The following is a 22,671-nucleotide window of genomic DNA, read 5'->3' on the forward strand; positions in this document are numbered from 1 at the left end:
TTACGGCGCAGACGGCCTACTTTCCATGGATTGTTGCATTTTCTGGGCCGCGTCCGCGCCCAGCGTATTTCGCACACGTCCGTTCACAAGCGTGTTCAGAAATTTGTCATCGAAGCCATTCGCCACTTTCCAGGCGTCCCGATCCCGCTCGAACACGAATTCGCCCTTGAGCTGCACGTATGGCATCGCACCGATAACGCTCAACAGATTGTCCTTATAGTCGACCAAAACCGGACATGCGTAGGAATGGTCATCGATCCTGCGGCAATCCGCTGCCGGAAGCACGCCGATGACCCTCGCTTCCATCGTCCTCGGCACATCTTCCCCGTACACCGGTTTGTGATGCGACGGCGACCGTCTGCCCACGCGATCGTCGATTCCCTTGATTCCCGCGATGACCGCCGCGCGAATCGCGTCGCGGCCGAGCGGGGCGCCCAGCGCCTTGTTCAGCCCGGCCTCGTTGTAGCGCGCGGCGACGTATTCGTACGGATAGGTGTGCACTTCGAACTCACCATTCTTTTCCCTGGGCCGGATCACGTAGCCTATGGGGCTCGTCGCCTCCCCCGCTTTGATGACCGCTGTGCAACCGCGCGATCTGTCGCCATCGTCGTAGCCCACTTCCTGGAAATCCGAAAATCGTGGCGTCAAATCACGGTCATCGTTCAGCGACAGGCCCGGACGCTTCGTGGCGAGATCGGTCTTCGATTGGACGCCGATCCGGAACAGCGCGTCCTTCGTGCTGGTTGCCGCGCAGGATGGCGTGCTTGCCGACCAGAGGGTGTAGGCCCCGACCGCCGCGAAGATCACGCAAAACGCCGATGCGCATCCGATCATGCGACGTTTCACCTTCTTGCGCGTGCGCGCGGCGAACGCCGCGAATGGCGCCCGGAAACGCGGGTCGATCTGCCCGACGACCGACTCGTACTGCAACAAGTCCTCGGGCGCCTTGTCCGTCTCCAGCGTTTCCACGAAACGGACCGCCGCCGCTTCCGCCGCTTGCTCATCCAGGAAACCTTCTTGAATGAGCCAGTCGAGCATCGCGCGCGCGGAATCGAAGCGCAGGTCGATCTCCGACATCTGGTCCATCGACTCTAGCACCCGCAGGGCCGTTTTATCGTCGATATAGCGGCAACTATTCAACACTGCCAAGGTCTGCAAGCGGACCATGCCCGCGACGCTAACCTTCTGACACTCCTGATCTGTGGTCATCTCGCCCCTTTCTCTTGCGCCACTCGTGCCGGATGCACGCGTGCGAATCCGCCAACGTAGAACCATGGCTTTTTGCGATACAGGGACAGAGCGCGCTTTTGACAATTACTTCCAGATATCGCTCTTACGGGGCACTCGGGCACCGTACGAGTAGGCCACGTGGGCACCGCTATAATTGACGGATTCCCTGCTTTCAGATCTAGACGAACGACGACATGAGCGACAACACACTGGCAAAAAGCTTCGAGCCTCAAAACATCGAGTCCCAATGGGGCCCGGAATGGGAAAAGCGCGGATACGCCGCTCCCACGTTCAAGGAAGGCGCGAAGAATTTCTCCATCCAGTTGCCGCCGCCGAACGTCACCGGCACGCTGCACATGGGGCACGCGTTCAACCAGACCATCATGGATGGCCTGACGCGCTATCACCGCATGCTGGGCGAAAACACGCTGTGGGTGCCGGGCACGGACCACGCGGGCATCGCGACGCAGATCGTCGTCGAACGCCAGCTCGATGCGCAAGGCATCTCGCGCCATGACCTCGGCCGCGAAGAGTTTCTGAAGCGCGTCTGGGCGTGGAAGCAGCAATCCGGCTCGACCATCACGAATCAGGTTCGGCGTCTGGGCGCATCGATCGACTGGTCGCGCGAATACTTCACGATGGACGACAAGATGTCGGCCGCCGTGCGCGACGTGTTCGTCACGCTCTATAAACAAGGGCTGATCTATCGCGGCAAGCGGCTCGTGAACTGGGACCCGGTGCTCGGCACCGCCGTGTCCGATCTCGAAGTCGTGAGCGAAGAAGAAAACGGCAGCCTGTGGCACATCAACTATCCGCTGCCGGACGGTTCCGGTCATCTGACGGTCGCGACCACGCGCCCGGAAACCATGCTGGGCGACACCGCCGTGATGGTGCATCCGGAAGACGAGCGTTATCAGCATCTGATCGGCAAGACGGTGACGTTGCCGCTATGCGATCGCGAAATCCCGATCATCGCGGATGAATACGTCGATCGCGAATTCGGCACCGGCGTCGTCAAAGTCACGCCCGCGCACGACTTCAACGACTACGCCGTCGGCCAGCGCCACAAGCTGCCGCAGATCGAAATTCTCACGCTCGACGCGAAGATCAACGACAACGCGCCTGAAAAATATCGCGGCATGGATCGCTTCGACGCGCGCAAAGCCGTCGTGAAAGATCTCGAAGCGCTCGGCCTGCTCGAATCCGTCAAGCCGCACAAGCTGATGGTGCCGCGCGGCGACCGCACCAACGTGGTCATCGAACCGATGCTGACGGACCAGTGGTTCGTCGCCATGAGCAAGCCGGCGCCCGAAGGCACGTTCAATCCGGGCAAGTCGATCACGGAAACGTCGCTCGATGTCGTGCGCAACGGCCAGATCAAGTTCGTGCCGGAGAACTGGACGACCACCTACTATCAGTGGCTCGAAAACATCCAGGACTGGTGCATTTCGCGCCAGTTGTGGTGGGGCCATCAGATTCCCGCGTGGTACGGCGAGAAAGGCGAGATTTTCGTCGCGAAGACCGAAGAAGAAGCCCGCGCCGAAGCCGACGCGCAAGGCTACAAAGGCGCACTCAAGCGCGATGAAGACGTGCTCGACACCTGGTTCTCGTCCGCGCTCGTGCCGTTTTCGTCGCTCGGCTGGCCGAACGAGACGAAGGAACTGAAGGCGTTCCTGCCGTCGTCGGTGCTCGTGACAGGCTTCGACATCATCTTCTTCTGGGTCGCCAGAATGGTGATGATGACCACGCATTTCACCGGCAAGGTGCCGTTCGACACCGTCTATGTGCACGGACTCGTGCGCGACGCCGAAGGCCAGAAGATGTCGAAGAGCAAGGGCAACACGCTCGACCCAATCGATATCGTCGATGGCATCGACCTCGAATCGCTCGTCGCCAAGCGCACGACCGGCCTCATGAATCCGAAGGCCGCCGCGCAGATCGAGAAGAAGACGCGCAAGGAATTCCCCGAAGGCATTCCGTCGTTCGGCACCGACGCGCTGCGCTTCACGATGGCCTCGATGGCCACCCTCGGCCGCAACGTGAACTTCGATCTCGCGCGCTGCGAGGGTTATCGCAACTTCTGCAACAAGCTCTGGAACGCCACGCGTTTCGTGCTGATGAACTGCGAGGGCCACGATTGCGGTTTTGCGAATCCGGGCGCGTGCAAGCCAGGCGATTGCGGCCCTGGCGGCTACACGGATTACTCGCAGGCGGATCGCTGGATCGTGTCGCTGCTTCAGCGCGTGGAAGCCGAAGTGGAAAAGGGTTTCGCGGACTATCGTTTCGACAACGTCGCGAGCGCGATCTACAAATTCGTGTGGGACGAGTACTGCGACTGGTATCTCGAACTCGCGAAGGTGCAGATCCAGACCGGCACGCCCGAGCAGCAGAGGGCGACGCGTCGCACGCTCTTGCGTGTGCTCGAAACGGTGCTGCGCCTCGCGCATCCGATCATTCCTTTCATCACGGAAGCGTTGTGGCAGAAGGTTGCCCCTCTCACCGACGCCTTCCCGCAAGGCGCGAAGGAAGGCGAAGTCTCGATCATGACGCAGCCTTATCCGCGCGCCGAGCAGAAAAAGATCGATGAATCGTCAGAACAGTGGGCTGCCGAACTGAAGAGTGTCATCGATGCATGTCGTAATCTACGTGGCGAAATGAATCTGTCGCCCGCGGTGAAGGTGCCGTTGCTCGCGCACGGCGACGCGGCGCGCCTCACCGCGTTCGCACCGTATATCGCTGCCCTCGCGCGTCTTTCCGAAGTGAAGATCATCGACGACGAAGCCGCCCTCGACAAGGAAGCTCATGGCGCGCCCGTCGCGATCGTCGGCACGAGCAAGCTCGTGTTGAAAGTCGAAATCGATATCGCCGCGGAACGCGAGCGCCTGACCAAGGAAGTGGACCGTCTGACGGCCGAGATCGCAAAATGTAACGCGAAACTCGGAAACGAAAGCTTTGTTTCAAAAGCGCCGGCCGCTGTCGTTGAACAGGAGCGTAAAAGGCTGGCAGAATACGGAACCACTATCGAGAAGCTTCAGGCCCAATTATTGCGTCTGCCTGCTTGAATTTGAGGGTTCGAATCATTTATCGATCCGCTCCGTCTGTCTCGACGTTTCATTGATTAAGAGGATCAGGGTCATCACATGCTAAAAGTTACCAAAGCGGTTTTCCCCGTCGCAGGTCTGGGCACGCGGTTCCTTCCCGCGACCAAGGCCAGCCCGAAGGAAATGCTGCCTGTCGTCGACAAGCCGCTGATTCAGTACGCGGTCGAAGAAGCAATGGCGGCCGGCATTACCGAAATGATCTTCGTGACGGGACGCAGCAAGCGCGCCATCGAAGATCACTTCGACAAGTCCTATGAGATCGAAGCGGAACTCGAAGCGCGCGGCAAGGACAAGCTGCTCGAACTCGTGCGCAGCATCAAGCCGAGCCATGTCGACTGCTTCTACGTGCGTCAGGCCGAAGCGCTCGGTCTCGGCCACGCTGTGCTCTGCGCGGAGAAGCTCGTCGGCGACAATCCGTTCGCCGTGATCCTCGCGGACGACTTGCTGTACGGCAAGCCGCCCGTCATGTCGCAGATGATCGAAGTCTTCGATCACTATCACAGCTCGGTGATCGGCGTCGAAGAAATCCCGCCGGAGGATTCGAAGTCCTACGGCATCATCGACGGCAAGGAATGGGAAGACAACATCTTCAAGCTGTCGGGAATCGTCGAAAAGCCGGAACCCGCCGTGGCGCCGTCGAACCTGGGCGTAGTCGGCCGGTACGTGCTGAAGCCGCGCATCTTCGATCACATTCGCGCGCTGAAGCCGGGCGCGGGCGGAGAACTGCAACTGACGGATGCGATTCAATCGCTGCTGTCGGATGAGCAAGTGCTCGCGTACAAGTATCAGGGCACGCGCTTCGATTGCGGCAGCAAGCTCGGCTATCTGAAGGCGACGGTCGAGTTCGCGCTGCGTCATCCGGAAGTGAAGCAGGAATTCGAGGAATATCTGCGCAATCGCGCGCCGATTCTCGAAGACTGACTTTCTGGCCGGATCGGCTGAAAAAAATGCCCGTCACCTGCGTGACGGGCATTTTGCTTTTGGGCGTTTGCTTGTGCGTTCGTTGGCTTCAACGCCGGCGCATCAGGAAGATGAACGTCTTGTCCTGTGCGGTCGACTCGACGATCTCGTTGCCGGTCTGCTTCGCGAAGGCCGCGAAATCGCGTTGCGATCCCGGGTCGGTCGCGAGCACTTTCAAAATCTGACCGCTCGTCATGTCGGCGAGCGCCTTCTTTGCCCGCAAAATCGGCAACGGGCAGTTGAGCCCGCGCGCGTCGACTTCCTTGTGAACTTCCATCGCGATTGAACCTTTGTTTGCCGGTGAGGGGAGCGCTCGTGAAGGTTCGATTTTAACGCAGAGGTCAAAACTCCACCGCCCGCCCACTCTCATAAGCCTGCCGCATCGCAATACCAATGCGCGTCGCCTCTCTTGCATCGTCGAGCGTCAGCCCCGTCGGCTGCCCTTGCCGAAGCAACCCGACGAACGCCTGCGCCTCGCGCAAAAACGCATCCTCGAAGCGCTCGAAGAACGTCGGCGTGCAGGCATTGCGCACGCCCTGCGCATCCGCGATTTCCACGCGATTCGCCCGCGGATTGCGTCCCACCGACAGCGCGCCCGCCGTGCCGATCACTTCCGTCTGCGTGTCGTGCCCATGCGCCATCGTCCGCGACGCATACAGCACCGCGAGCCGTCCGTCATCGAACTCGATCGTGCCCACGCCATTGTCGATGTCATTGCACTCGCGCAAGCCTTCGTGAATCGCGATGGTTCCGCTCGCATACACGCGTTTCGCGCGCGGATTGCCGAGCAGCCAGCGCGCAAGATCGATGTCGTGCACGCTGCAATCGAGAAACAGCCCGCCCGATGTCGGCGCGAATCGCACGAAGAAGCCATCGGGATCGTTCTTGTCGCAGGTCTGCGAGCGCACCATGAACGGCCGGCCGATCGCGCCGCTCGCGACGCGATCGAACGCATCGCGATAGCTCGCATCGAAGCGCCGCACGAAGCCGATCATCACTTGCAGATGCGGATGCCGCGCGTGCTCTTCGATCACCGCGTCGCATTCGGCGAGATTGAGCGACAGCGGCTTCTCGCAGAACACATGCTTGCCCGCGCGCAACGCGGCGATGATCTGCCGCGCATGCAGCGACGTCGGCGTGACGAGCCACACGGCATCGACGGAGGCATCGGCGAGCAGTTCATCGTAATCCGCATAAAGCGACAACTCGGGAAGACTCGACGAAGCCCACTCGCGCTCGTCCACAACCGGACTGCACGCCGCGACGAGTTTCGCGCCCGGCACGCGCCACGCGAGATTCTCCGCATGCCGGCGCCCGAGCCGCCCCAGTCCGGCGATACCGAAGCGCACCGCGCTCATGCGACGTTCTCCCCGAGCTTGACGATGCGCTTCTCGCGCCACGACAAGGTCGCCGCTTCGGCGAGTTCCAGCGCCTTCAGGCCATCGGCGACGGTGGTTCGCACCGGTTTGCCGTTGCTGACCGCATCGAAGAAATGCGCGATTTCCGCCGCATACGCCGCGCGATAACGTTCGAGAAAGAACGCCTCGGGCTTGTCGCTCGACACCGACGCCGACGTGTACGCGGTGACTTCCGTCGGCCGCACATTGCCAGCCTGCAGCATGCCCGCGCTGCCGAGCAGCTCGAAGCGCTGATCGTAGCCATACGCCGCGCGCCGCGCCGTATTGATCTGGCACAGACGCCCGCGCTTCGTGCGGATCGTGACCGCGGTCGAATCGATATCGCCCGCTTCGGCGATGGCCGCATCGCTCAAGCAACTGCCCGTCGCGTGCAACGTGTCGGCTTCGTCGTCGAGAATCCAGCGGAAGATGTCGAAGTCGTGAATCAGCATGTCCTTGAAGATGCCGCCCGAATGCAAGATGTACTCGACCGGCGGCGCGCCCGGATCGCGGCTCGTCACGATCAGCATTTCCGGATCGCCGATCTCGCCCGCGTCGATACGCGCCTTCAACGCCGAGAACGTCGGATCGAAGCGGCGCTGAAAGCCGATCATGCAGACGACGCCCGCCTTCTCGACAGCATCGGCGCACGCGCGCGCACGCTCGGTCGTGAGATCGACGGGCTTCTCGCAGAACACATGCTTCTTCTGCGCCGCCGACGCCAGAATCAGATCCGCGTGCGTGTCCGTGCTCGAACACACGACGGTCGCGCCGACGGAGGCATCGCCCATCGCGCCATCGACATCGGCGACGGTCGCGCCATGCGCTTTCGCGAGCGCGGCGGCCGCGTCGCGATTCACATCGACGACGTATTTCAGACGCACGCCCGGTTGCCGCGCGAGATTGGCCGCGTGAATCTTGCCGATGCGCCCCGCCCCAAACACCGCCACATCAATCGTCATAGCCACCTGTCTCCTTGGATTCCTCAACGTTCAACTCGAGCCGGTACGCGAGCGCGATGAACAACGCCTGGCACAGGCAAATGGTGCTCGTGAGCGAGCGAAACGCGAACGCGCTGCCCTCCTTCACGAACAGACTCGCGCTCGCGTGACGCGCGAGCGGCGAAAGCTGGCTATCGGTGATGACGAGCGTCGCCGCGCCGTGATGCTGCGCGGCGCGCACGCAATATTGCGTCTCCTTGCCGTAGGGCGCGAAGCTGATCGCGATCACCACGTCTCCCTTCTTCACGCTGCGCACCTGTTCGCGAAACATGCCGCCGAAGCCCGAGATCAAATGCACGCGCTTCTTCGTGTGCTGCAATGCATAGACGATGTAGCTCGCGACCGCGAACGACCGGCGCACGCCGATCACGTAGATGTTCTCCGCCTGCGAAAGCATCTCGACGGCGGCTTCGAACTGCGCGTCGTCGAGACCGGCTTCGAGCTCGTCGAGACCCGTGCGGCTCGCCGCGATGAACTCGCGCGCGACCGACACGCCGGACGCATCGCCCGCCTTCTCGTCGATGAGCTTGCGTATGCGCTGCTGATACGTCTGCTGCGAACCGCCCGCGCCCGTGTACGCCTGCCGGAACACGGCCTGCAAGTCGGAGAAACCGGAGAAACCGAAGCGCTGCGCAAACCGCACGACCGCCGATGCATGCACGCCGCACGCGTTGGCGATATCGCTCGTGCGATCCATCATCACGCTTGGCCGATGCTGCTCGATATACGTCGCGACGCTCTTCAGCTGGCGCGGCAGCGAGTCGTAGGCGTCGGTGATCCGCTGCATCAGTTCGTCGACGCTTTGCACGTCGGTGCTGGTCTCATCCATCACAGGCTCTTTCGATGTTCGTCGTGAACCGATTATAGGAACACGGCAAGCAAATTGGAATGTATTTTCCATTTGCCGCACCAATGAAATTTCTATTGCAGGCCACCGAAAACTGACCTACTCTTGGTCCTGAGCACGGCACATCGAAGGGTCGGCTCGCGAAACATCACACCAAACAACAACCGAGATAGGTGGAGACAATGACCATTTGCAACGGTCGGGCCGCGCTGCGCGCGCTGGTGGCTGCTGCTGCGTTGTGCAGCGCATCGATGATGGCGGCGAGTCCCGCACACGCGGCGCCCGACGCGAAGTTCGTGCTGATCAGCCACGCGCCGGACTCGGATTCCTGGTGGAACACCATCAAGAACGCGATCAAGCAGGCCGACGAAGACTTCAACGTGCAGACGGACTACCGCAATCCGCCGAACGGCGATATCGCGGACATGTCGCGCCTGATCGAGCAGGCTGCCGCGCGCAACTACGATGGCGTCATCACGACCATCGCCGACTTCGATGTGCTGAAGAGCGCCATCAACAAGGTCACGGCGAAGAAGATTCCGCTCGTCACGATCAACTCGGGCACCGAGGAACAGAGCGCGCAACTGGGCGCGATCATGCACGTCGGCCAGCCGGAATATGTGGCGGGCAAGGCGGCCGGCGAGAAGGCGAAGGCCGCGGGCGTGAAGTCGTTCGTCTGCGTGAATCACATCGCGACGAACACGGTGTCGTTCGATCGCTGCAAGGGCTTCGCGGACGCACTCGGCATCGACTACAAGGCATCGACGATCGATTCGGGACAAGACCCGACCGAGATTCAGTCGAAGGTATCGGCGTATCTGCGCAATCATCCGGATACGGGCGCGATCCTCACGCTCGGACCGACGCCCGCATCCGCGACGCTCAAGGCCGTCACGCAAATGGGCCTGCAAAACAAGGTGTATTTCGTGACTTTCGACTTCTCGGACGACATCGCGAAGGCCATCAAGGACGGCACGATCAAGTTCGCGATCGATCAGCAGCCGTATCTGCAAGGCTATATCCCGGTGGCCGTGCTCGCGATCGTGAAGAAGGAGCATACGACCGATCCGGCGAAGATCCGTCAGCTTCTCGAAGCCAATCCGAAGTTCAAGGCGCGCCTCGAAACCTACGGATTGCAGCCGTCGTACGGACCCAAGAACATTCGTTCGGGCCCGGGTTTCATCACCAAAGAAAATCTCGACAAGGTCGTGAAGTACGCGGGTCAATATCGTTGATCCCGGCGTGACCTGATTCGGGCGGCGCTTCGCGCACCGCCCGCTTTTATCGACGTTCAGCGCGCCTTGCTGCGTCCGTTCGCGGACGCGGCGGGGGCGCGCGCATCGGTACCGCATCGACATCGAGTCTCAAGGAGCCATCATGGGCGTAGCCGGCAAACACTACCCTCCTCACGTGAACCGTCAGCAGGACAACGCTGAAACACCTGACCAGGCCAAGCCCTCGGATGAGCGCGTACGCCACACGTCGTGGTTCGGTCATTTGCTGAATCGCCCGGAGTTCGCGGCCATTTCCGGCACCGTGCTCGTCTTCATCGTGTTCGGCTTCGGCGCGGGATCGTCGGGCATGTTCAACCTCGACGGCGTGATGAACTGGTCGCAAGTGGCCGCCTATCTCGGCCTGCTCGCGGTCGGCGCGTGTCTCCTCATGATCGCCGGCGAGTTCGACTTGTCCATCGGCTCGATGATCGGCTTCGCGGGCATGATGGTCGCGTTGCCGGCGGTCTATTTTCATTGGCCGCTATCCCTTTCGATTCTCTTCGCGTTCGTCATGTCGATGCTGCTCGGCGCATTGAATGGCTATCTCGTCATGCGCACGCGCCTGCCGTCGTTCATCGTCACGCTCGCGTTCCTGTTCATTCTGCGCGGCCTCACGCTCGCGCTGTCGATCATGTTCGCGGACCGCACCATCATCTCGGGCGTCGGCGATCTCGCCCAGGCCGATCCCATCGCCGACACGCTCTTTCATGGCGTCGCGTTTCACGGCCTGTTCACCTGGCTCGCGCACATGGGCATCGGCAAGCTGCTCGACAGCGGCCAGCCGCTCGTGCCGGGCATTCCGAAAGTCATCATCTGGTGGCTCGCGCTCGCGGCGGTCGGCGCGTTCGTGCTCGCCAAGACGCGCTACGGCAACTGGATTCTCGCGGTCGGCGGCGATGCGAATGCAGCGAAGAACGTCGGCGTGCCGGTGAAGCGCGTGAAGATATCGCTCTTCGTGCTCACCGCGTTCTGCTCGTGCCTCTTCGCCGTGCTGCAAGTGTGCGATATCGGCTCGGCGGCGGCGGATCGCGGCTTGCAGAAGGAATTCGAAGCGATCATCGCGGCGGTCATCGGCGGCACCTTGCTGACGGGCGGCTACGGATCGGTCGTCGGCGCATGTTTCGGTGCCCTGATCTTCGGTGTCGTGCAGATCGGCATCACTTATACGAACGTGAGCTCGGACTGGTTCCGCGTATTCCTTGGCGTGATGCTGCTCATCGCCGTGCTCTTCAATCACTACGTGCGCCGCCGCGTGTCCCAGGCTCAATGAGAGGAGCAACGATCATGCAAGACGACAACATCCTCGCGCTCGAAAACGTCAGCAAGTTCTTCGGCAAGGTGATCGCGCTCAACGGCGTCACGTTGCGGCTCAAACGCGGTGAAGTGCATTGTCTGCTCGGCGATAACGGCGCGGGCAAATCGACACTCATCAAGACGCTCGCAGGCGTGCATCAGCCCTCTTCCGGCGACTATCTCGTCGATGGCAACCCCGTGCATTTCGACTCGCCGAAAGAAGCGCTCGATCTCGGTATCGCGACCGTGTATCAGGATCTCGCGCTCGTGCCGTTGCTATCGGTGGCGCGCAACTTCTTCATGGGACGCGAGCCGCAAAAGAAGCGCTTCGGCATCAGCGTGATGGACCTCGACCTCGCCGCCGAAACGTCGCGCGCCAAGCTCGCCGAAATGGGCATCAATGTGCGCGATCCGCATCAGCCGATCGGCACGATGTCCGGCGGCGAGAAGCAATGTCTCGCGATTGCCCGCGCGATTCACTTCGGCGCGCGCGTGCTGATCCTCGACGAACCGACCGCCGCGCTCGGCGTGAAGCAGAGCTTCAATGTGTTGAAGCTCATCCACAAGGCGCGAGAAAAAGGCATCTCGGTGATCTTCATCACGCACAACGTTCACCATGCCTATCCGATCGGCGATTCGTTCACGCTGCTCAATCGCGGCCGCTCGATGGGCACGTTCACCAAGGACAACATCAGCAAGAACGAAGTGCTCGACATGATGGCGGGCGGCGCAGAAATGCAGCAGATGATGACCGAACTCGAAGGCGCGACGATCTGAGGACATTGAATCCATGCCAACGCAAAATCCCTCTCGCTTCGCGCCGGATCGCACGCGCGATATCGTGTGTCTCGGCCGCCTCGCCGTCGATCTCTATGCGCAAAATGTCGGCGCGCGGCTCGAAGATGTATCGACGTTCGCGAAGTATCTCGGCGGCTCGTCGGCGAACATCGCGTTCGGCTGCGCGCGGCTCGCGCTGAATGCGTCGATGCTCGCGCGCGTCGGCAACGATCACATGGGGCGCTTTCTCACGGAGACGCTCGAACGCGAAGGCTGCGATGTGAGTCACGTTCGCATCGATCGTGACCGGCTCACCGCGCTCGTGCTGCTCGGCCTCGAAGACCGCGACACGTTTCCGCTCGTGTTCTATCGCGAGAACTGCGCGGACATGGCCGTCGACGAACACGATTTCGATGAAGCGTATATCGCGTCATCGAAGGCGCTGCTCATTACGGGCACGCACTTCTCGACGGAACAGGTGAACCGCACGAGCCGTCGCGCGCTCGACTACGCGCGAAGCAACGACGTTCGCACGATTCTCGACATCGACTATCGGCCTGTCTTGTGGGGTCTCACGGGCAAGGCGGATGGCGAGACGCGCTTCATCGCGAATGAAGGCGTCACCGCGCATTTGCAGCGCATTCTGCCGTTGATCGATCTCGTCATCGGCACGGAAGAAGAGTTTCGCATCGCGGGCGGCAAGGACCGTCTGATCGATGCGCTCGCGATGGTCCGCAAGGTCACGAGCGCGACGCTCGTCGTGAAGCGCGGGCCGCTCGGCTGTTCGATCATCGAAGGCGCGGTGCCGTCGTCCATCGACGATGCGCCGGTTCATGGCGGCGTCGGAGTGGAAGTGCTCAACGTGCTCGGCGCCGGCGACGCGTTCGCTTCAGGCTTCTTGTCGGGATGGCTGCGCGACGAGCCGCTCGAAGCCTGCGCGCGAACGGCCAATGCATGCGGCGCGCTCGTCGTGTCGCGTCACGGCTGCGCGCCCGCGATGCCCACGCCCGCCGAGCTCGATTACTTTCTCGCCGCGGCGAAGGAAGACCCCGCGCGCATGCGCCGCCCCGATCGCGATGCAAAGCTCGCGCGTCTGCATCGCGTAAGTCCGAAGCGCAAGCAATGGGACGAAGTGCTCGGCTTCGCGTTCGATCATCGCAATCAGTTCTTCGATCTCGCGCAGCAAACGGGCGCGAGCGAAGCGCGCATCTCGACGTTGAAAAACCTGTTCGTCGAAGCCGTTGCACAGACGGAGAAAGAACTCGCGCTCGAAGGACGCATTGGCGTGTTGATCGACGATCGCTACGGGCAAGATGCGTTGAACGCGGCGACGGGACGCGGCTGGTGGATCGGCCGGCCCGTCGAATTGCCCGGCTCGATGCCGCTCGAATTCGATCATGGCCGCTCCATCGGCACGACGCTCGTGCAGTGGCCGCGCGAGCAGGTCGCGAAGTGTCTCGTGCAATATCACCCCGATCATCCGCATGACGTGCGTCTCGAACAGGAAGCGCAGTTGCGCGCGCTCTACGATGCCGTTCAGGCAAGCGGCAACGAACTGCTGCTCGAAGTGATCGTGCCGAAAAACGGGCCACCGATTGAAGACGACACCGTGTGTCGCGCGTTGAAGCGCCTTTATAACCTCGGCATCTATCCGGAATGGTGGAAGCTCGAACCGATGAGCGCGAAGCAATGGCAAGCCATCGATGCGCTGATCGCGCAGCGCGATCCGTATTGCCGTGGCGTCGTGTTGCTGGGCTTGTCGGCGGGCGTCGATCAGCTGCGTGAAGGCTTCGCAGCGGCGGCATCCTCGAAGACGTGCAAGGGCTTCACCGTCGGGCGCACGATTTTTCATGAGCCGAGTCATGCGTGGCTCGCCAATGAGATCGACGACCGCGAATTGATCGCGCGCGTGCGACGCACGTTCGAAGCGCTGATCGATGCATGGCGCGAGGCGCGTTCGTCTTTGGGCGCAGAACTTCGAGTGACACAGGAGCAAGCCGCATGAACCAGCGTGCAACGCAATCGGAGACCGCAGTGAGTTCGACCATTCGACTGACCGCCGCGCAAGCGCTCGTGCGCTATCTCGCGGCGCTTCGCACCGGACACGGCGAGCCGCTTTTCGGCGGCGTGTTCGCGATCTTCGGGCATGGCAATGTCGCGGGCATGGGCGAGGCGTTGTATCGGCATCGCGATGAATTGCCGACGTATCGCGCGCACAACGAGCAGGCGATGGCGCATGGCGCGATCGCGTATGCGAAGGCGCATATGCGGCGGCGCATGATGGCGGTGACGACGTCGATCGGTCCGGGCGCGACCAATCTCGTGACGGCGGCCGCGCTCGCGCATGTGAACCGCTTGCCGGTACTGCTGTTGCCGGGCGATATCTTCGTGTCGCGCGCGCCCGATCCGGTGTTGCAGCAAGTGGAGGATGGTCACGATGGCGGCGTCTCCGCTAACGATGCGTTGAAGGCGGTATCGCGTTACTTCGATCGCATCGTGCATCCCGCGCAATTGTTGAGCGCATTGCCGCGCGCGATACGCGTGCTCACCGATGCGGCGCAATGCGGCCCGGTCACGCTCGCGTTGCCGCAGGACGTGCAGGCGATGGCGTACGACTACCCTGCTTCGTTCTTCGAGCCGCGCGCCGTCGAGTTTCATGCGCCGGCACCGATTCCGCGCGAGATCGAACGCGCCGCCGCGATGCTGCGTGAAGCGCGCGAGCCGTTGATCGTATCGGGTGGCGGCGTGCTGTACGGGCTCGCGACCGATGCGTTGCGCACGTTCGCGCACAGGCATGGCGTGCCCGTCGCGGAGACGCAGGCGGGCAAAGGCGCGCTCGCCTGGGACGATGCGTTGAACGTCGGCGGTATCGGCGTGACGGGCGGCACCGCTGCGAACGAACTCGCGCATGCGAGCGATTGCGTGCTTGCTATCGGCACGCGTCTGCAGGATTTCACGACCGGATCGAACACGCTATTCACGCAGGCGCGGCTTGTCGCGGTCAATGCGAATCCGTTCGATGCGCTCAAGCAGAACGCGCTCGCCGTGCAGGCGGATGCGCGTGCCGCGCTGGAAGCGTTGTCCGAAGCGCTCGGCGACTGGCACGCATCGCCGCAATGGACGACGCGCGGGCATCGGCTTGCGAATGAATGGCGCGAGACCGTGGCGCATGTGACGAACACGCCCGTCGCGGATGGCAAGCTGCCGCGCGAAGCCGATGTGATCGGCGCGGTGCAGCGCTCGGACGATGCTTCTTCAGCCAACGATATCGTCGTGTGTGCTGCGGGCACTTTGCCCGCGGATTTGCAGAAGCTCTGGCGCACCAGCGCGCCGGGCGGTTATCACGTCGAATACGGCTATTCGTGCATGGGCTATGAAGTCGCGGGCGGACTGGGCGTGAAGCTCGCGCGGCCCGAGCGCGAAGTGATCGTGATTGTCGGCGACGGCTCGTATCTGATGATGAATAGCGAGCTCGCTACGTCGGTGATGCTCGGCGCGAAGTTGATCGTGGTGTTGCTCGACAATCGCGGGTTCGGGTGCATCAATCGCTTGCAGCAGGCTTGTGGCGGGGCGCCGTTCAACAATCTCATCGATGATTGCAAGCAGGGCGCGCTTGGGGCGCCGGAGATCGATTTCGCGATGCATGCGCGGTCGCTCGGGGCTTTGGCGGAGCATGTTTCCAGCATCGATGAGCTTATCGTCGCGATGAAGCGCGCGCGGGCGGCGGATCGCAGTTATCTCATCTCTATCGATACGGATCCTTCGAGGACTACCGAGGAAGGTGGATGGTGGTGGGAAGTCGCCGTTCCTGAAGTGTCGGATCGCGCGGCTGTCGTCGTTGCGCGTGAGGCCTATGAGCAGGCCGTCAAAGCTCGTAGTGTTTGATTGAGCTTCTATGGAAGCCTGTGATCGCGTCGGTCTATTGGCGTTGCCCCTGTGCGGGGCGGCAGTCACTTTCTTTGCTGCTGCAAAGAAAGTAACCAAAGAAAGCAGCTCGTCACGGCCCGCGGTCACACGCAATTTGGGTAGTTCTCTCGTCCCAGGCGGCACTCGCCTAAAGAGTGCCCTCAAACACCTAATCGGGCTTGGCTCGCGCACGGTCCGCCGCCCGAAAACGCTGAGGACACTGGTTCAGCACGAAAGAGCTTCGGCACAGCGCTGCGCGCTGCCGCCGGGTCTGCAAGGGAAACCCAAGGGCGGCGATTGCAGTGAGATGGAGACGTTAGTAGAGAAGCACGCGCGGCCCCGATTGACCGGTCGGCCGCGAAGCGGGCTGGAGCTATTTGGTGCTGAACCAGTTTGGTGTGTGGTGCGAGGTGGCAGACCGTGCGCGATCCAATCCCGATGGGGCCTATGAGGGCACTCCTTAGGCAGCCCACGATGGACGAGAGGACTACCCAAATTGCGTGTGACCGCGGGCGTATCGGAAGCTGCTTTCTTTGGTTACTTTCTTTGCAGCAGCAAAGAAGGTGACTGCCGCCCCGCACAGGGGCAGTGCTAATAGACCACTAAGAAACCGGGATCCGGCGAAAGCGAAAGCAAAAAGCAAAAAGGAGAACCCAACATCATGCCTTTGAAAAAGATACGCATCGGCATCAATCCATTGTCATGGATGAACGACGACCTGCCTTCGCTCGGCGGCGAGACACCTCTCTCCACCGCCCTGACGGAAGGAAAACAGATCGGCTATGAAGGCTTCGAGCTAGGCAACAAGTTCCCTCGCGAACCGCAAGCGCTAAAAGCCTTGCTCGCGCAGTACGAGCTAGCGCTAGTCTCAGGCTGGTACTCGGGCCGACTCGCAGAACGCAGCGCAGAAGAAGAAATCGAAGCCGCGGGCCCCCATCTCGACCTGCTCGCGCAAAACGGCGCGACCGTAATGGTCTACGGCGAGGTCGCCAACTCGATCCAGGGCGCGCCAAAACCGCTCTATCAACGTCCGCGCTTTTTCTCGGATGCGCAATGGACCGGGTACGCAGACCGCCTGAACCGCTTCGCCGAATACACCCTCTCGCGCGGCGTGCGCGTCGCCTATCATCATCACATGGGCGCGTATGTCGAAACGCCCGCCGACGTCGACCGCCTCATGGCGCTCACCAACGATTCGGTCGGCCTGCTGTTCGACGCGGGACACATCACGTTCGCGGGCGGCGATGCCCTGAGCGTGCTGCAAAAGCACATCGCTCGTGTATGCCACGTCCACTGCAAAGACGTGCGCCCCGAAATCGTGAAGCTCGCGCGCAATCGCAACTGGAGCTTTCTCGATGCGGTCATCAACGGTGCGTTCTCCGTGCCCGGCGATGGCTGCGTCGACTATCCGGGCATCATCGCGTGTCTCGCGAAGCATGATTACGAAGGCTGGCTCGTCGTGGAAGCGGAACAGGATCCGGTGATCGCGCCGAGCTACGCATACGCCGACAAGGGCTATCGCACGCTGCGTACGCTCGTCGACGCAACATTCAAGGAGGCAGCATGAGCCTGCTAGTGAAAGCATCGCGCGAAGGACAAACCATCGCGCGCGTCACGCCCGATTCCGCCGGCTGGAAGCACGTCGGCTTCGCGGCGTATCGCCTGAATGCGGGCGATGTCGTGCATGTCTACGACGCGGATCGCGAAAGCTGCATCGTCGTGTTGACGGGCACGGTGAGCGTCGAAGCGGGCGACGAGCATTATCAGTCGGTCGGCTCGCGCGACAGCGTGTTCGAAGACGCCGCGCCGTATGCCGTCTACGTGCCGCCGAAGCTGGCCGCCATCGTGCGTGCGGAACGCGATGCGCAGATCGGCGTCGCGAGCGCGCCCGCGAAGGGCGAGTTTCCGCCGCGTCTCATCGAGCCATCGCAGATGAAGCGCTCGACGCGCGGCAAGAACGCGAATACGCGCTACGTGTGCGACATTCTTCCGCAAACGGAAGATGCCGAGTCGTTGCTGGTCGTGGAAGTGCGCACGCCGGGCGGACATGCGTCGAGCTATCCGCCGCACAAGCACGATCAGGACAATGTGCCCGTCGAAAGCTCGCTCGAAGAGACGTATTACCATCGACTGAATCCGCCGCAAGGATTCGCGTTTCAGCGCGTTTATACCGATGAACGCGATCTCGATGAAACGATGGCCGTCGAGGATCACGATGTCGTCATGGTGCCGCGTGGGTATCATCCGGTGGTCGTGCCGTATGGCTACGATAACTACTATCTGAACGTGATGGCCGGCGACAAGCGGACGTGGCACTTCAAGAACGATCCGAAGCATGAGTGGATCGTGGAGAGGGATAGCAAGGCGCAGGGTTAAGCGAGCGGGAAGGCGAATGCCGCATGTCGCGGCATTCGCTGCACTACGCGTTCCAGGGATCGAAGATCATCGCGTCGAACTGACTAATGGGTGCCGATGCTCTTTCTCGACGCAGCGATTTCCGCGTACGCATCGGCTGCATCGTTATCGAAACTCGGCAGACGGCCAGCGAAATCTTCACTGAAGATGATCCGCGTGGCGTCCCATAGGCGCTGCCGCCTGATACCTGCGGCCATCGACCATATTCCATGGAGAATTTCTCCACGCGTGACAGTCGTGGTGAACAGTGCCGAACGCGGCTCGTTGGCGAGCCATGTCAAAACGCGCTGTTCCGGCGCCGGACGCAGCAACTCGGAAAGGACGTTGGTATCTAGAACGATCATTCATCGAGCCCCGACGGGTTACGAATCGCCTCGCGCTTGGGAAGCTCCAACTCGACTCCGCCAAGCGGATCGATGCGGCCACGAATCGATTCGACAAGAATCTTTCCTTGCGCCGGTTCTGTCCAAAGAGCTGTCCGCAGAATGTCGCGAGCCTCTTCCTCCATCGAGCGACCGTGCTTCGCTGCCTGCATACGCAGGAACTTCAGGCATATTGACTCGAATCGAACGTGCCACCGACCGACAGCCATTGCCGCGAGATCGCTTCATCGCGCGCGAGCGTCTCGATCGTCCCATCGAACTGTATCGCCCCATGCCCCATGACCGCGACGCGCGCATCGAGCGTGCGCGCGATCGTCAATCGCTCTTCGATCAGCAGCGTCGCGACGCCGCGGTTGCGCAGCATCGCGAGGCACGCGGCCACTTGCGCGAGCACTTGCGGCGCGAGCCCTTCGCCCGGTTCGTCGATGACGACCAGCGACGGATCGCCCGTCAACGTGCGCGCGAGCGCGAGCATCTGCTGCTCGCCGCCCGACAGCGCGCCCGCCTTCACCGACGCGCGTTCTTCGAGCACGGGAAACAGCCGATACGCATCGCGCAACGCAAAACGCGTGCCCTTCCTTTCGCCAAGCACGAGATTTTCGCGCACCGTGAGCGCAGGGAACACATCGCGCGTTTCGGGCACGTAACCAATGCCCAGCCGCGCGATGCGATGCGCCCTCAAGCCGACGAGCTGAACATCGCGATAGCGCATGTCGCCCGCGCATCGCACGAGTCCCATGATGGCTTTCGCGAGCGTCGATCGTCCCGATCCGTTGCGGCCGACAAGCGCCACCGCTTCGCCTTCGTCAATGCACAGGTGCACGCCGTGCAGCACTTGCGCCGCGCCGTACCACGCGCGCAAATCGTCGATACGCAACTGCGCCTTCATGACGCGACTCCACCGAGATACGCGTCCTGAACAGCGCGATTCGCGCGTATCGCAGCGGGCGTATCGGTGGCGATCACGCGCCCTTGCACGAGCACCGAAATGCGATCCGCGAGGCCGAAAACCGCATCCATGTCATGTTCGATGACGAGCAGCGTGCGCCCTTCCGTCGTCGCGCGAATCAGTTCGAGCGCGCGAGTCGCCTCCGCGCGATTCATGCCGGCGGTGGGCTCGTCGAGCAAGATCAGCGGCGCATCGGTGGCAAGCGCGATGCCCAGATCGAGCGCGCGTTGCTCCGCGTACGTCAGGCGTGCCGCGAGTTCGTCGGCGCGCGCGGCAAGGCCGATGGCATCGAGCATCGCGTGCGCGCGTTCGTCGATTCGTCGCGAAGGCAGCCATCGATCGACAAGCCGCGACGATGCCGCGCCGAGCGCCGCGCAACGCAGGTTCTCGAACACGGACAAGCCGCCGAACACGCTCGTCGTCTGAAAGCTGCGGGCAAGCGAGCGCGATACGCGTTGCGGCGGCTTGCCGGTGATATCGATTCCGCTCGCGACGATGCGTCCATCGTCGGGCCGCGTGCGTCCCGAGATCAGATCGAAGAGCGTGGATTTGCCCGCGCCGTTCGGTCCGATGAGCGCGTGCCGCTCGCCCGCAGCGACCTGCAAGTCGACGCCGCGCAGTACGCGCGTCACGCCGAAGCGCTTGACGATGCCATGCAATTCGAGCGCCGCGTTCATCGCGCGGTCCTCGTGCGTCGCGCGAGCCACAAGCCCAGCAACGCGCACGGCAACGCGATGAACCACGCGCGTGCATCGGTTCGTCCGGCGTAAAGCGCTTCGACCGGCACGACGACCGCGACGCCCCACGCGATCGCGCTCAGCATGCCGATGCACAAGGACCGCGCATCGCGCCGAACGAGGCCCGCGACGCCTTCCGGCGCGGCCACGACGACCCACATGAACAAGAGCCCGAGATACATCGGCCACGCGGTGCTGACGCTCGCGAGCCCGACGCTGAAGAACGTGAGCAGCACCGCGCCGACGACCGGCCCGGCGAACGTGCCCGCGCCGCCGATGACGGTCGCGACGAGCGCGCTCGTCGATCGCGCGAGACCGACGCTCTCCGACGACACCAGCTCGACGTTGATCAACGCCAGCACGCCCGCGATGCCCGCGAAAAACGCCGACACGATCAACACGTGCAAGCGCACGCGCGCGGGCGCGAAGCCGATCGCGGCGGCGCGCGCGGGATTGTCGCGCACGGCGTTGGCGAGACGGCACATCGGCGTGCGCGAAAACGCGAACATCGCGACCGCCGATATCACGCACCAGCACGCGATCAACGCATACGCCTCGCGCGGCGGCCCGAAGGTCATCGCGAAGAACGAAGGCCCGCTCGCGCGATCGATCGTCACGCCGCCCTCGCCGCCGAACCACCCCGGCACGAGCCACACGCATGCGGCGACGAGTTCGCTCAAGCCCAGCGTGATCATCGCGAAGGACGTGCCCGCGCGCTGCGTCGAAATCGCGCCGAAAACGACGGCGACGAGCATCGCCGCGCATCCGCCGATCATCGGCAGTAACGGCAACGGCACGCCGAATCGATTGAACGCATGCGCGGCGGCGAACGCGCCGAGACCCGAATAGACCGCGTGCCCGAACGAGAGCAAACCCGTCTCGCCGAGCAACAGGTTGTACGAAAGCGCGAGGACGATGAGCGTCGCCGTCTGCGCGAGATACGCGAGCAGCCACGATTGATCGACGACGAGCGGCGGCAGCGCGAGCGCGACGATCAGCGCGATGAAGACCTTAAGCATCGCGCGTGCGCTCGCCGAAAAGCCCGCGCGGCCGCGCGGCCAACATCGCGACGAGCAGCAGATACGGCAGCACGGGCGCGAGTTGCGCGACCGTCAACGCGCTCCACGCAGGCGGCAAGGTCACGCCGAGCGATGCCGCGATGCCGCCCGCCGTCGCGCTCGCGCCGACCGCGAAGGTCTGGACGCAGCCGATCAGAAGCGACGCGACGAGCGCGCCGCCGAGCGATCCGAGCCCGCCGATCACGACGACGACGAACACGATCGGGCCCATCGCATCGGCCATCGCCGGTTCGATGACGGCGAGCGGCGCGCCGATCACGCCAGCGAGCGCGGCGAGCGCGGTGCCGGCGGCGAAGACCATCGTGAAGACGCGCGGCACATCGTGGCCGAGCGTTTCGACGGTCGCGGGATGCGTAAGCGCCGCGCGCACGATGAGCCCCGTTTTCGATGTACGCAACACGAGCCACAGCGCGCCGAGCATGACGACGGCGACCGTCATCATGAACACGCGATAGCGCGCGAACGATGCGCCGTACAGCATGAAAAGCGGTCCGTCGAGCACGCGCGGAACGGCGGCGGGCAACGGCCCGAATCCCCAGACGAGCTTCACGCCCTCGCCGATGACGATGGCCGCGCCGAACGTCAGCAGCATGTCGGCGAGCGCGCCGCGCGCATGGACGCGCCTCAATAGCAGGCGCTCGAACAAGGCCCCGGCAACGCCAACGATCAATGGCGCACAGATGAGCGCGAACCAGAATCCGCCGTACGCGGCGAGCGCCTGCCCGACATACGCGCCGAGCATGTAGAAACTCGCGTGCGCGAAGTTGAGCACGCCGAGCATCGAGAAAATCAGCGTGAGTCCCGCCGACAGCATGAACAGCAGCAATCCCACGCTCACGCCGTTGAGCAGACTCACGCAAAACCACTGAAGCAAAACGCGACCCTCAGCCGGTGATGAGCGGCTTCAACGCATCGACGAGCGGCGCGGGCAACGGCACCGGCCTGCGCGTCACGCGATCCACGTAGACATGCACGAAATGCCCCTGCGCGGCGGCTTCGTCCGCGCCTTGCGTGAAGATCGCGACTTCGTAGCGCACGCTCGTATTGCCGAGCTTCTCGACGCGCAAGCCCGCCTCGATCGGTTCGGGAAACACGACCGGCGCGAAGAAATTGCAGCGCGTCTCGACGACGAGGCCGATGGTTGCGCCCTCGCTGAAATCGAGCACGCCCGCGCGCAGCAGATACTCGTTCACGACCGTATCGAAGTAGCTGTAGTAGACGACGTTGTTGATGTGGCCGTAGACGTCGTTATCCGACCAGCGCGTGCTGATCGGCAGGAAGTGCGCGTAATCGGCGCGCGTGGTCGGGACCGGCTTGCTCAT

Annotated in this window: 21 protein-coding genes; 9 read left to right on the forward strand and 12 right to left on the reverse strand. The window is 62.7% G+C overall.

Annotated elements, in window-relative coordinates:
- A complete protein-coding gene (locus tag QCE58_RS10615) occupies window positions 1–1,209 on the reverse strand; it encodes a hypothetical protein (protein WP_250521210.1) in 1,209 nt (402 codons plus the stop codon).
- Window positions 1,210–1,424: 215 nt separating this feature from the next.
- Between QCE58_RS10615 and QCE58_RS10620 the strand changes: the two genes are divergently transcribed.
- The gene (locus QCE58_RS10620; RefSeq protein ID WP_250521211.1) at window positions 1,425–4,292 is read left to right on the forward strand and encodes a valine--tRNA ligase; all 2,868 of its coding nucleotides are present in this window, start codon (window positions 1,425–1,427) and stop codon (window positions 4,290–4,292) included.
- Window positions 4,293–4,370: 78 nt separating this feature from the next.
- Window positions 4,371–5,252 (forward strand): UTP--glucose-1-phosphate uridylyltransferase GalU, encoded by an 882-nt coding sequence (gene galU / locus QCE58_RS10625; protein ID WP_008341953.1) that lies wholly within the window; start codon window positions 4,371–4,373, stop codon window positions 5,250–5,252.
- A gap of 88 nt (window positions 5,253–5,340) precedes the next feature.
- Here the strand turns inward: galU and QCE58_RS10630 are convergent, their stop codons facing one another.
- The 4 genes from QCE58_RS10630 to QCE58_RS10645 all read right to left on the reverse strand — a co-directional run bounded on the left by QCE58_RS10630 (window position 5,341) and on the right by QCE58_RS10645 (window position 8,518).
- Entirely contained in the window at window positions 5,341–5,568 is a 228-nt protein-coding gene (locus tag QCE58_RS10630; protein WP_008341954.1) for a sulfurtransferase TusA family protein, read from the reverse strand.
- Window positions 5,569–5,632: 64 nt separating this feature from the next.
- Window positions 5,633–6,649 (reverse strand): Gfo/Idh/MocA family oxidoreductase, encoded by a 1,017-nt coding sequence (locus QCE58_RS10635; RefSeq protein ID WP_034473020.1) that lies wholly within the window; start codon window positions 6,647–6,649, stop codon window positions 5,633–5,635.
- Window positions 6,646–7,650: an inositol 2-dehydrogenase gene (iolG, locus tag QCE58_RS10640; RefSeq protein WP_008341957.1), complete on the reverse strand. Its 1,005-nt coding sequence runs from the start codon at window positions 7,648–7,650 to the stop codon at window positions 6,646–6,648. The genes QCE58_RS10635 and iolG overlap by 4 nt, the downstream gene beginning before the upstream one ends.
- A complete protein-coding gene (locus tag QCE58_RS10645; RefSeq protein WP_008341959.1) occupies window positions 7,640–8,518 on the reverse strand; it encodes a MurR/RpiR family transcriptional regulator in 879 nt (292 codons plus the stop codon). The genes iolG and QCE58_RS10645 overlap by 11 nt, the downstream gene beginning before the upstream one ends.
- 200 nt (window positions 8,519–8,718) lie before the next feature.
- Here QCE58_RS10645 and QCE58_RS10650 point away from each other — a divergent pair, with 200 nt between their 5' ends.
- The 7 genes from QCE58_RS10650 (at window position 8,719) to iolB (ending at window position 18,162) form a co-directional block, all read left to right on the forward strand.
- A complete protein-coding gene (locus tag QCE58_RS10650) occupies window positions 8,719–9,771 on the forward strand; it encodes a sugar ABC transporter substrate-binding protein (RefSeq protein ID WP_008341961.1) in 1,053 nt (350 codons plus the stop codon).
- Between the two features lie 142 nt (window positions 9,772–9,913).
- Window positions 9,914–11,080, forward strand: coding sequence for an ABC transporter permease (locus QCE58_RS10655; RefSeq protein WP_008341964.1), 1,167 nt, complete (start codon window positions 9,914–9,916; stop codon window positions 11,078–11,080).
- A 14-nt stretch (window positions 11,081–11,094) separates the two neighbouring features.
- Entirely contained in the window at window positions 11,095–11,880 is a 786-nt protein-coding gene (locus tag QCE58_RS10660; protein ID WP_008341966.1) for an ATP-binding cassette domain-containing protein, read from the forward strand.
- 13 nt (window positions 11,881–11,893) lie between these two features.
- Window positions 11,894–13,885: a bifunctional 5-dehydro-2-deoxygluconokinase/5-dehydro-2-deoxyphosphogluconate aldolase gene (iolC, locus tag QCE58_RS10665; RefSeq protein ID WP_250521212.1), complete on the forward strand. Its 1,992-nt coding sequence runs from the start codon at window positions 11,894–11,896 to the stop codon at window positions 13,883–13,885.
- Window positions 13,882–15,765 carry a 3D-(3,5/4)-trihydroxycyclohexane-1,2-dione acylhydrolase (decyclizing) gene (gene iolD, locus QCE58_RS10670; RefSeq protein WP_250521213.1) on the forward strand — a complete coding sequence of 628 codons (1,884 nt, stop codon included), beginning with the start codon at window positions 13,882–13,884 and terminating at the stop codon, window positions 15,763–15,765. Before iolC ends, iolD begins: the two co-directional genes overlap by 4 nt.
- A 682-nt stretch (window positions 15,766–16,447) precedes the next feature.
- Complete coding sequence (gene iolE / locus QCE58_RS10675; RefSeq protein ID WP_250434926.1) at window positions 16,448–17,353, forward strand: myo-inosose-2 dehydratase; 906 nt, start codon at window positions 16,448–16,450, stop codon at window positions 17,351–17,353.
- The gene (iolB, locus tag QCE58_RS10680) at window positions 17,350–18,162 is read left to right on the forward strand and encodes a 5-deoxy-glucuronate isomerase (protein WP_250502251.1); all 813 of its coding nucleotides are present in this window, start codon (window positions 17,350–17,352) and stop codon (window positions 18,160–18,162) included. The genes iolE and iolB overlap by 4 nt, the downstream gene beginning before the upstream one ends.
- Window positions 18,163–18,245: 83 nt before the next feature.
- On the opposite strand, the gene QCE58_RS10685 is transcribed toward iolB, so the two are convergent.
- From QCE58_RS10685 to QCE58_RS10715, 7 genes are all read right to left on the reverse strand, one after another.
- Window positions 18,246–18,545, reverse strand: coding sequence for a PIN domain-containing protein (locus QCE58_RS10685; protein WP_250521214.1), 300 nt, complete (start codon window positions 18,543–18,545; stop codon window positions 18,246–18,248).
- On the reverse strand, window positions 18,542–18,736 hold the full coding sequence (locus tag QCE58_RS10690) for a FitA-like ribbon-helix-helix domain-containing protein (RefSeq protein WP_250521215.1): 195 nt from the start codon (window positions 18,734–18,736) through the stop codon (window positions 18,542–18,544). Before QCE58_RS10690 ends, QCE58_RS10685 begins: the two co-directional genes overlap by 4 nt.
- A gap of 11 nt (window positions 18,737–18,747) precedes the next feature.
- On the reverse strand, window positions 18,748–19,473 hold the full coding sequence (locus QCE58_RS10695) for an ABC transporter ATP-binding protein (RefSeq protein WP_034473012.1): 726 nt from the start codon (window positions 19,471–19,473) through the stop codon (window positions 18,748–18,750).
- A complete protein-coding gene (locus QCE58_RS10700; protein WP_250434930.1) occupies window positions 19,470–20,210 on the reverse strand; it encodes an ABC transporter ATP-binding protein in 741 nt (246 codons plus the stop codon). Before QCE58_RS10700 ends, QCE58_RS10695 begins: the two co-directional genes overlap by 4 nt.
- A complete protein-coding gene (locus QCE58_RS10705; RefSeq protein ID WP_250521216.1) occupies window positions 20,207–21,289 on the reverse strand; it encodes a branched-chain amino acid ABC transporter permease in 1,083 nt (360 codons plus the stop codon). The genes QCE58_RS10700 and QCE58_RS10705 overlap by 4 nt, the downstream gene beginning before the upstream one ends.
- Window positions 21,282–22,163: a branched-chain amino acid ABC transporter permease gene (locus QCE58_RS10710; RefSeq protein ID WP_250440001.1), complete on the reverse strand. Its 882-nt coding sequence runs from the start codon at window positions 22,161–22,163 to the stop codon at window positions 21,282–21,284. Before QCE58_RS10710 ends, QCE58_RS10705 begins: the two co-directional genes overlap by 8 nt.
- Window positions 22,164–22,233: 70 nt before the next feature.
- Window positions 22,234–22,671 carry a thioesterase family protein gene (locus QCE58_RS10715; RefSeq protein WP_008341987.1) on the reverse strand — a complete coding sequence of 146 codons (438 nt, stop codon included), beginning with the start codon at window positions 22,669–22,671 and terminating at the stop codon, window positions 22,234–22,236.

The sequence above is a fragment of the Caballeronia sp. LZ028 genome (genome assembly GCF_031451415.1).
GTDB classification, from domain to species: Bacteria; Pseudomonadota; Gammaproteobacteria; order Burkholderiales; family Burkholderiaceae; genus Caballeronia; species Caballeronia zhejiangensis.

Bases quoted from the DNA above. Each gene is read 5' to 3' on its own strand.
- QCE58_RS10620 (WP_250521211.1), top strand. From the start codon at position 1,425: ATGAGCGACAACACACTGGCAAAAAGCTTCGAGCCTCAAAACATCGAG.
- QCE58_RS10630 (WP_008341954.1), bottom strand. From the start codon at position 5,568: ATGGAAGTTCACAAGGAAGTCGACGCGCGCGGGCTCAACTGCCCGTTG.
- QCE58_RS10700 (WP_250434930.1), bottom strand. From the start codon at position 20,210: ATGAACGCGGCGCTCGAATTGCATGGCATCGTCAAGCGCTTCGGCGTG.
- QCE58_RS10695 (WP_034473012.1), bottom strand. From the start codon at position 19,473: ATGAAGGCGCAGTTGCGTATCGACGATTTGCGCGCGTGGTACGGCGCG.
- QCE58_RS10650 (WP_008341961.1), top strand. From the start codon at position 8,719: ATGACCATTTGCAACGGTCGGGCCGCGCTGCGCGCGCTGGTGGCTGCT.
- QCE58_RS10655 (WP_008341964.1), top strand. From the start codon at position 9,914: ATGGGCGTAGCCGGCAAACACTACCCTCCTCACGTGAACCGTCAGCAG.
- iolC (WP_250521212.1), top strand. From the start codon at position 11,894: ATGCCAACGCAAAATCCCTCTCGCTTCGCGCCGGATCGCACGCGCGAT.
- iolE (WP_250434926.1), top strand. From the start codon at position 16,448: ATGCCTTTGAAAAAGATACGCATCGGCATCAATCCATTGTCATGGATG.
- QCE58_RS10645 (WP_008341959.1), bottom strand. From the start codon at position 8,518: ATGGATGAGACCAGCACCGACGTGCAAAGCGTCGACGAACTGATGCAG.
- QCE58_RS10615 (WP_250521210.1), bottom strand. From the start codon at position 1,209: ATGACCACAGATCAGGAGTGTCAGAAGGTTAGCGTCGCGGGCATGGTC.
- QCE58_RS10705 (WP_250521216.1), bottom strand. From the start codon at position 21,289: ATGCTTAAGGTCTTCATCGCGCTGATCGTCGCGCTCGCGCTGCCGCCG.
- iolB (WP_250502251.1), top strand. From the start codon at position 17,350: ATGAGCCTGCTAGTGAAAGCATCGCGCGAAGGACAAACCATCGCGCGC.
- iolG (WP_008341957.1), bottom strand. From the start codon at position 7,650: ATGACGATTGATGTGGCGGTGTTTGGGGCGGGGCGCATCGGCAAGATT.
- QCE58_RS10635 (WP_034473020.1), bottom strand. From the start codon at position 6,649: ATGAGCGCGGTGCGCTTCGGTATCGCCGGACTGGGGCGGCTCGGGCGC.
- QCE58_RS10710 (WP_250440001.1), bottom strand. From the start codon at position 22,163: ATGCTGTCGGCGGGACTCACGCTGATTTTCTCGATGCTCGGCGTGCTC.
- QCE58_RS10690 (WP_250521215.1), bottom strand. From the start codon at position 18,736: ATGCAGGCAGCGAAGCACGGTCGCTCGATGGAGGAAGAGGCTCGCGAC.
- QCE58_RS10715 (WP_008341987.1), bottom strand. From the start codon at position 22,671: ATGAGCAAGCCGGTCCCGACCACGCGCGCCGATTACGCGCACTTCCTG.
- galU (WP_008341953.1), top strand. From the start codon at position 4,371: ATGCTAAAAGTTACCAAAGCGGTTTTCCCCGTCGCAGGTCTGGGCACG.
- QCE58_RS10685 (WP_250521214.1), bottom strand. From the start codon at position 18,545: ATGATCGTTCTAGATACCAACGTCCTTTCCGAGTTGCTGCGTCCGGCG.
- QCE58_RS10660 (WP_008341966.1), top strand. From the start codon at position 11,095: ATGCAAGACGACAACATCCTCGCGCTCGAAAACGTCAGCAAGTTCTTC.
- iolD (WP_250521213.1), top strand. From the start codon at position 13,882: ATGAACCAGCGTGCAACGCAATCGGAGACCGCAGTGAGTTCGACCATT.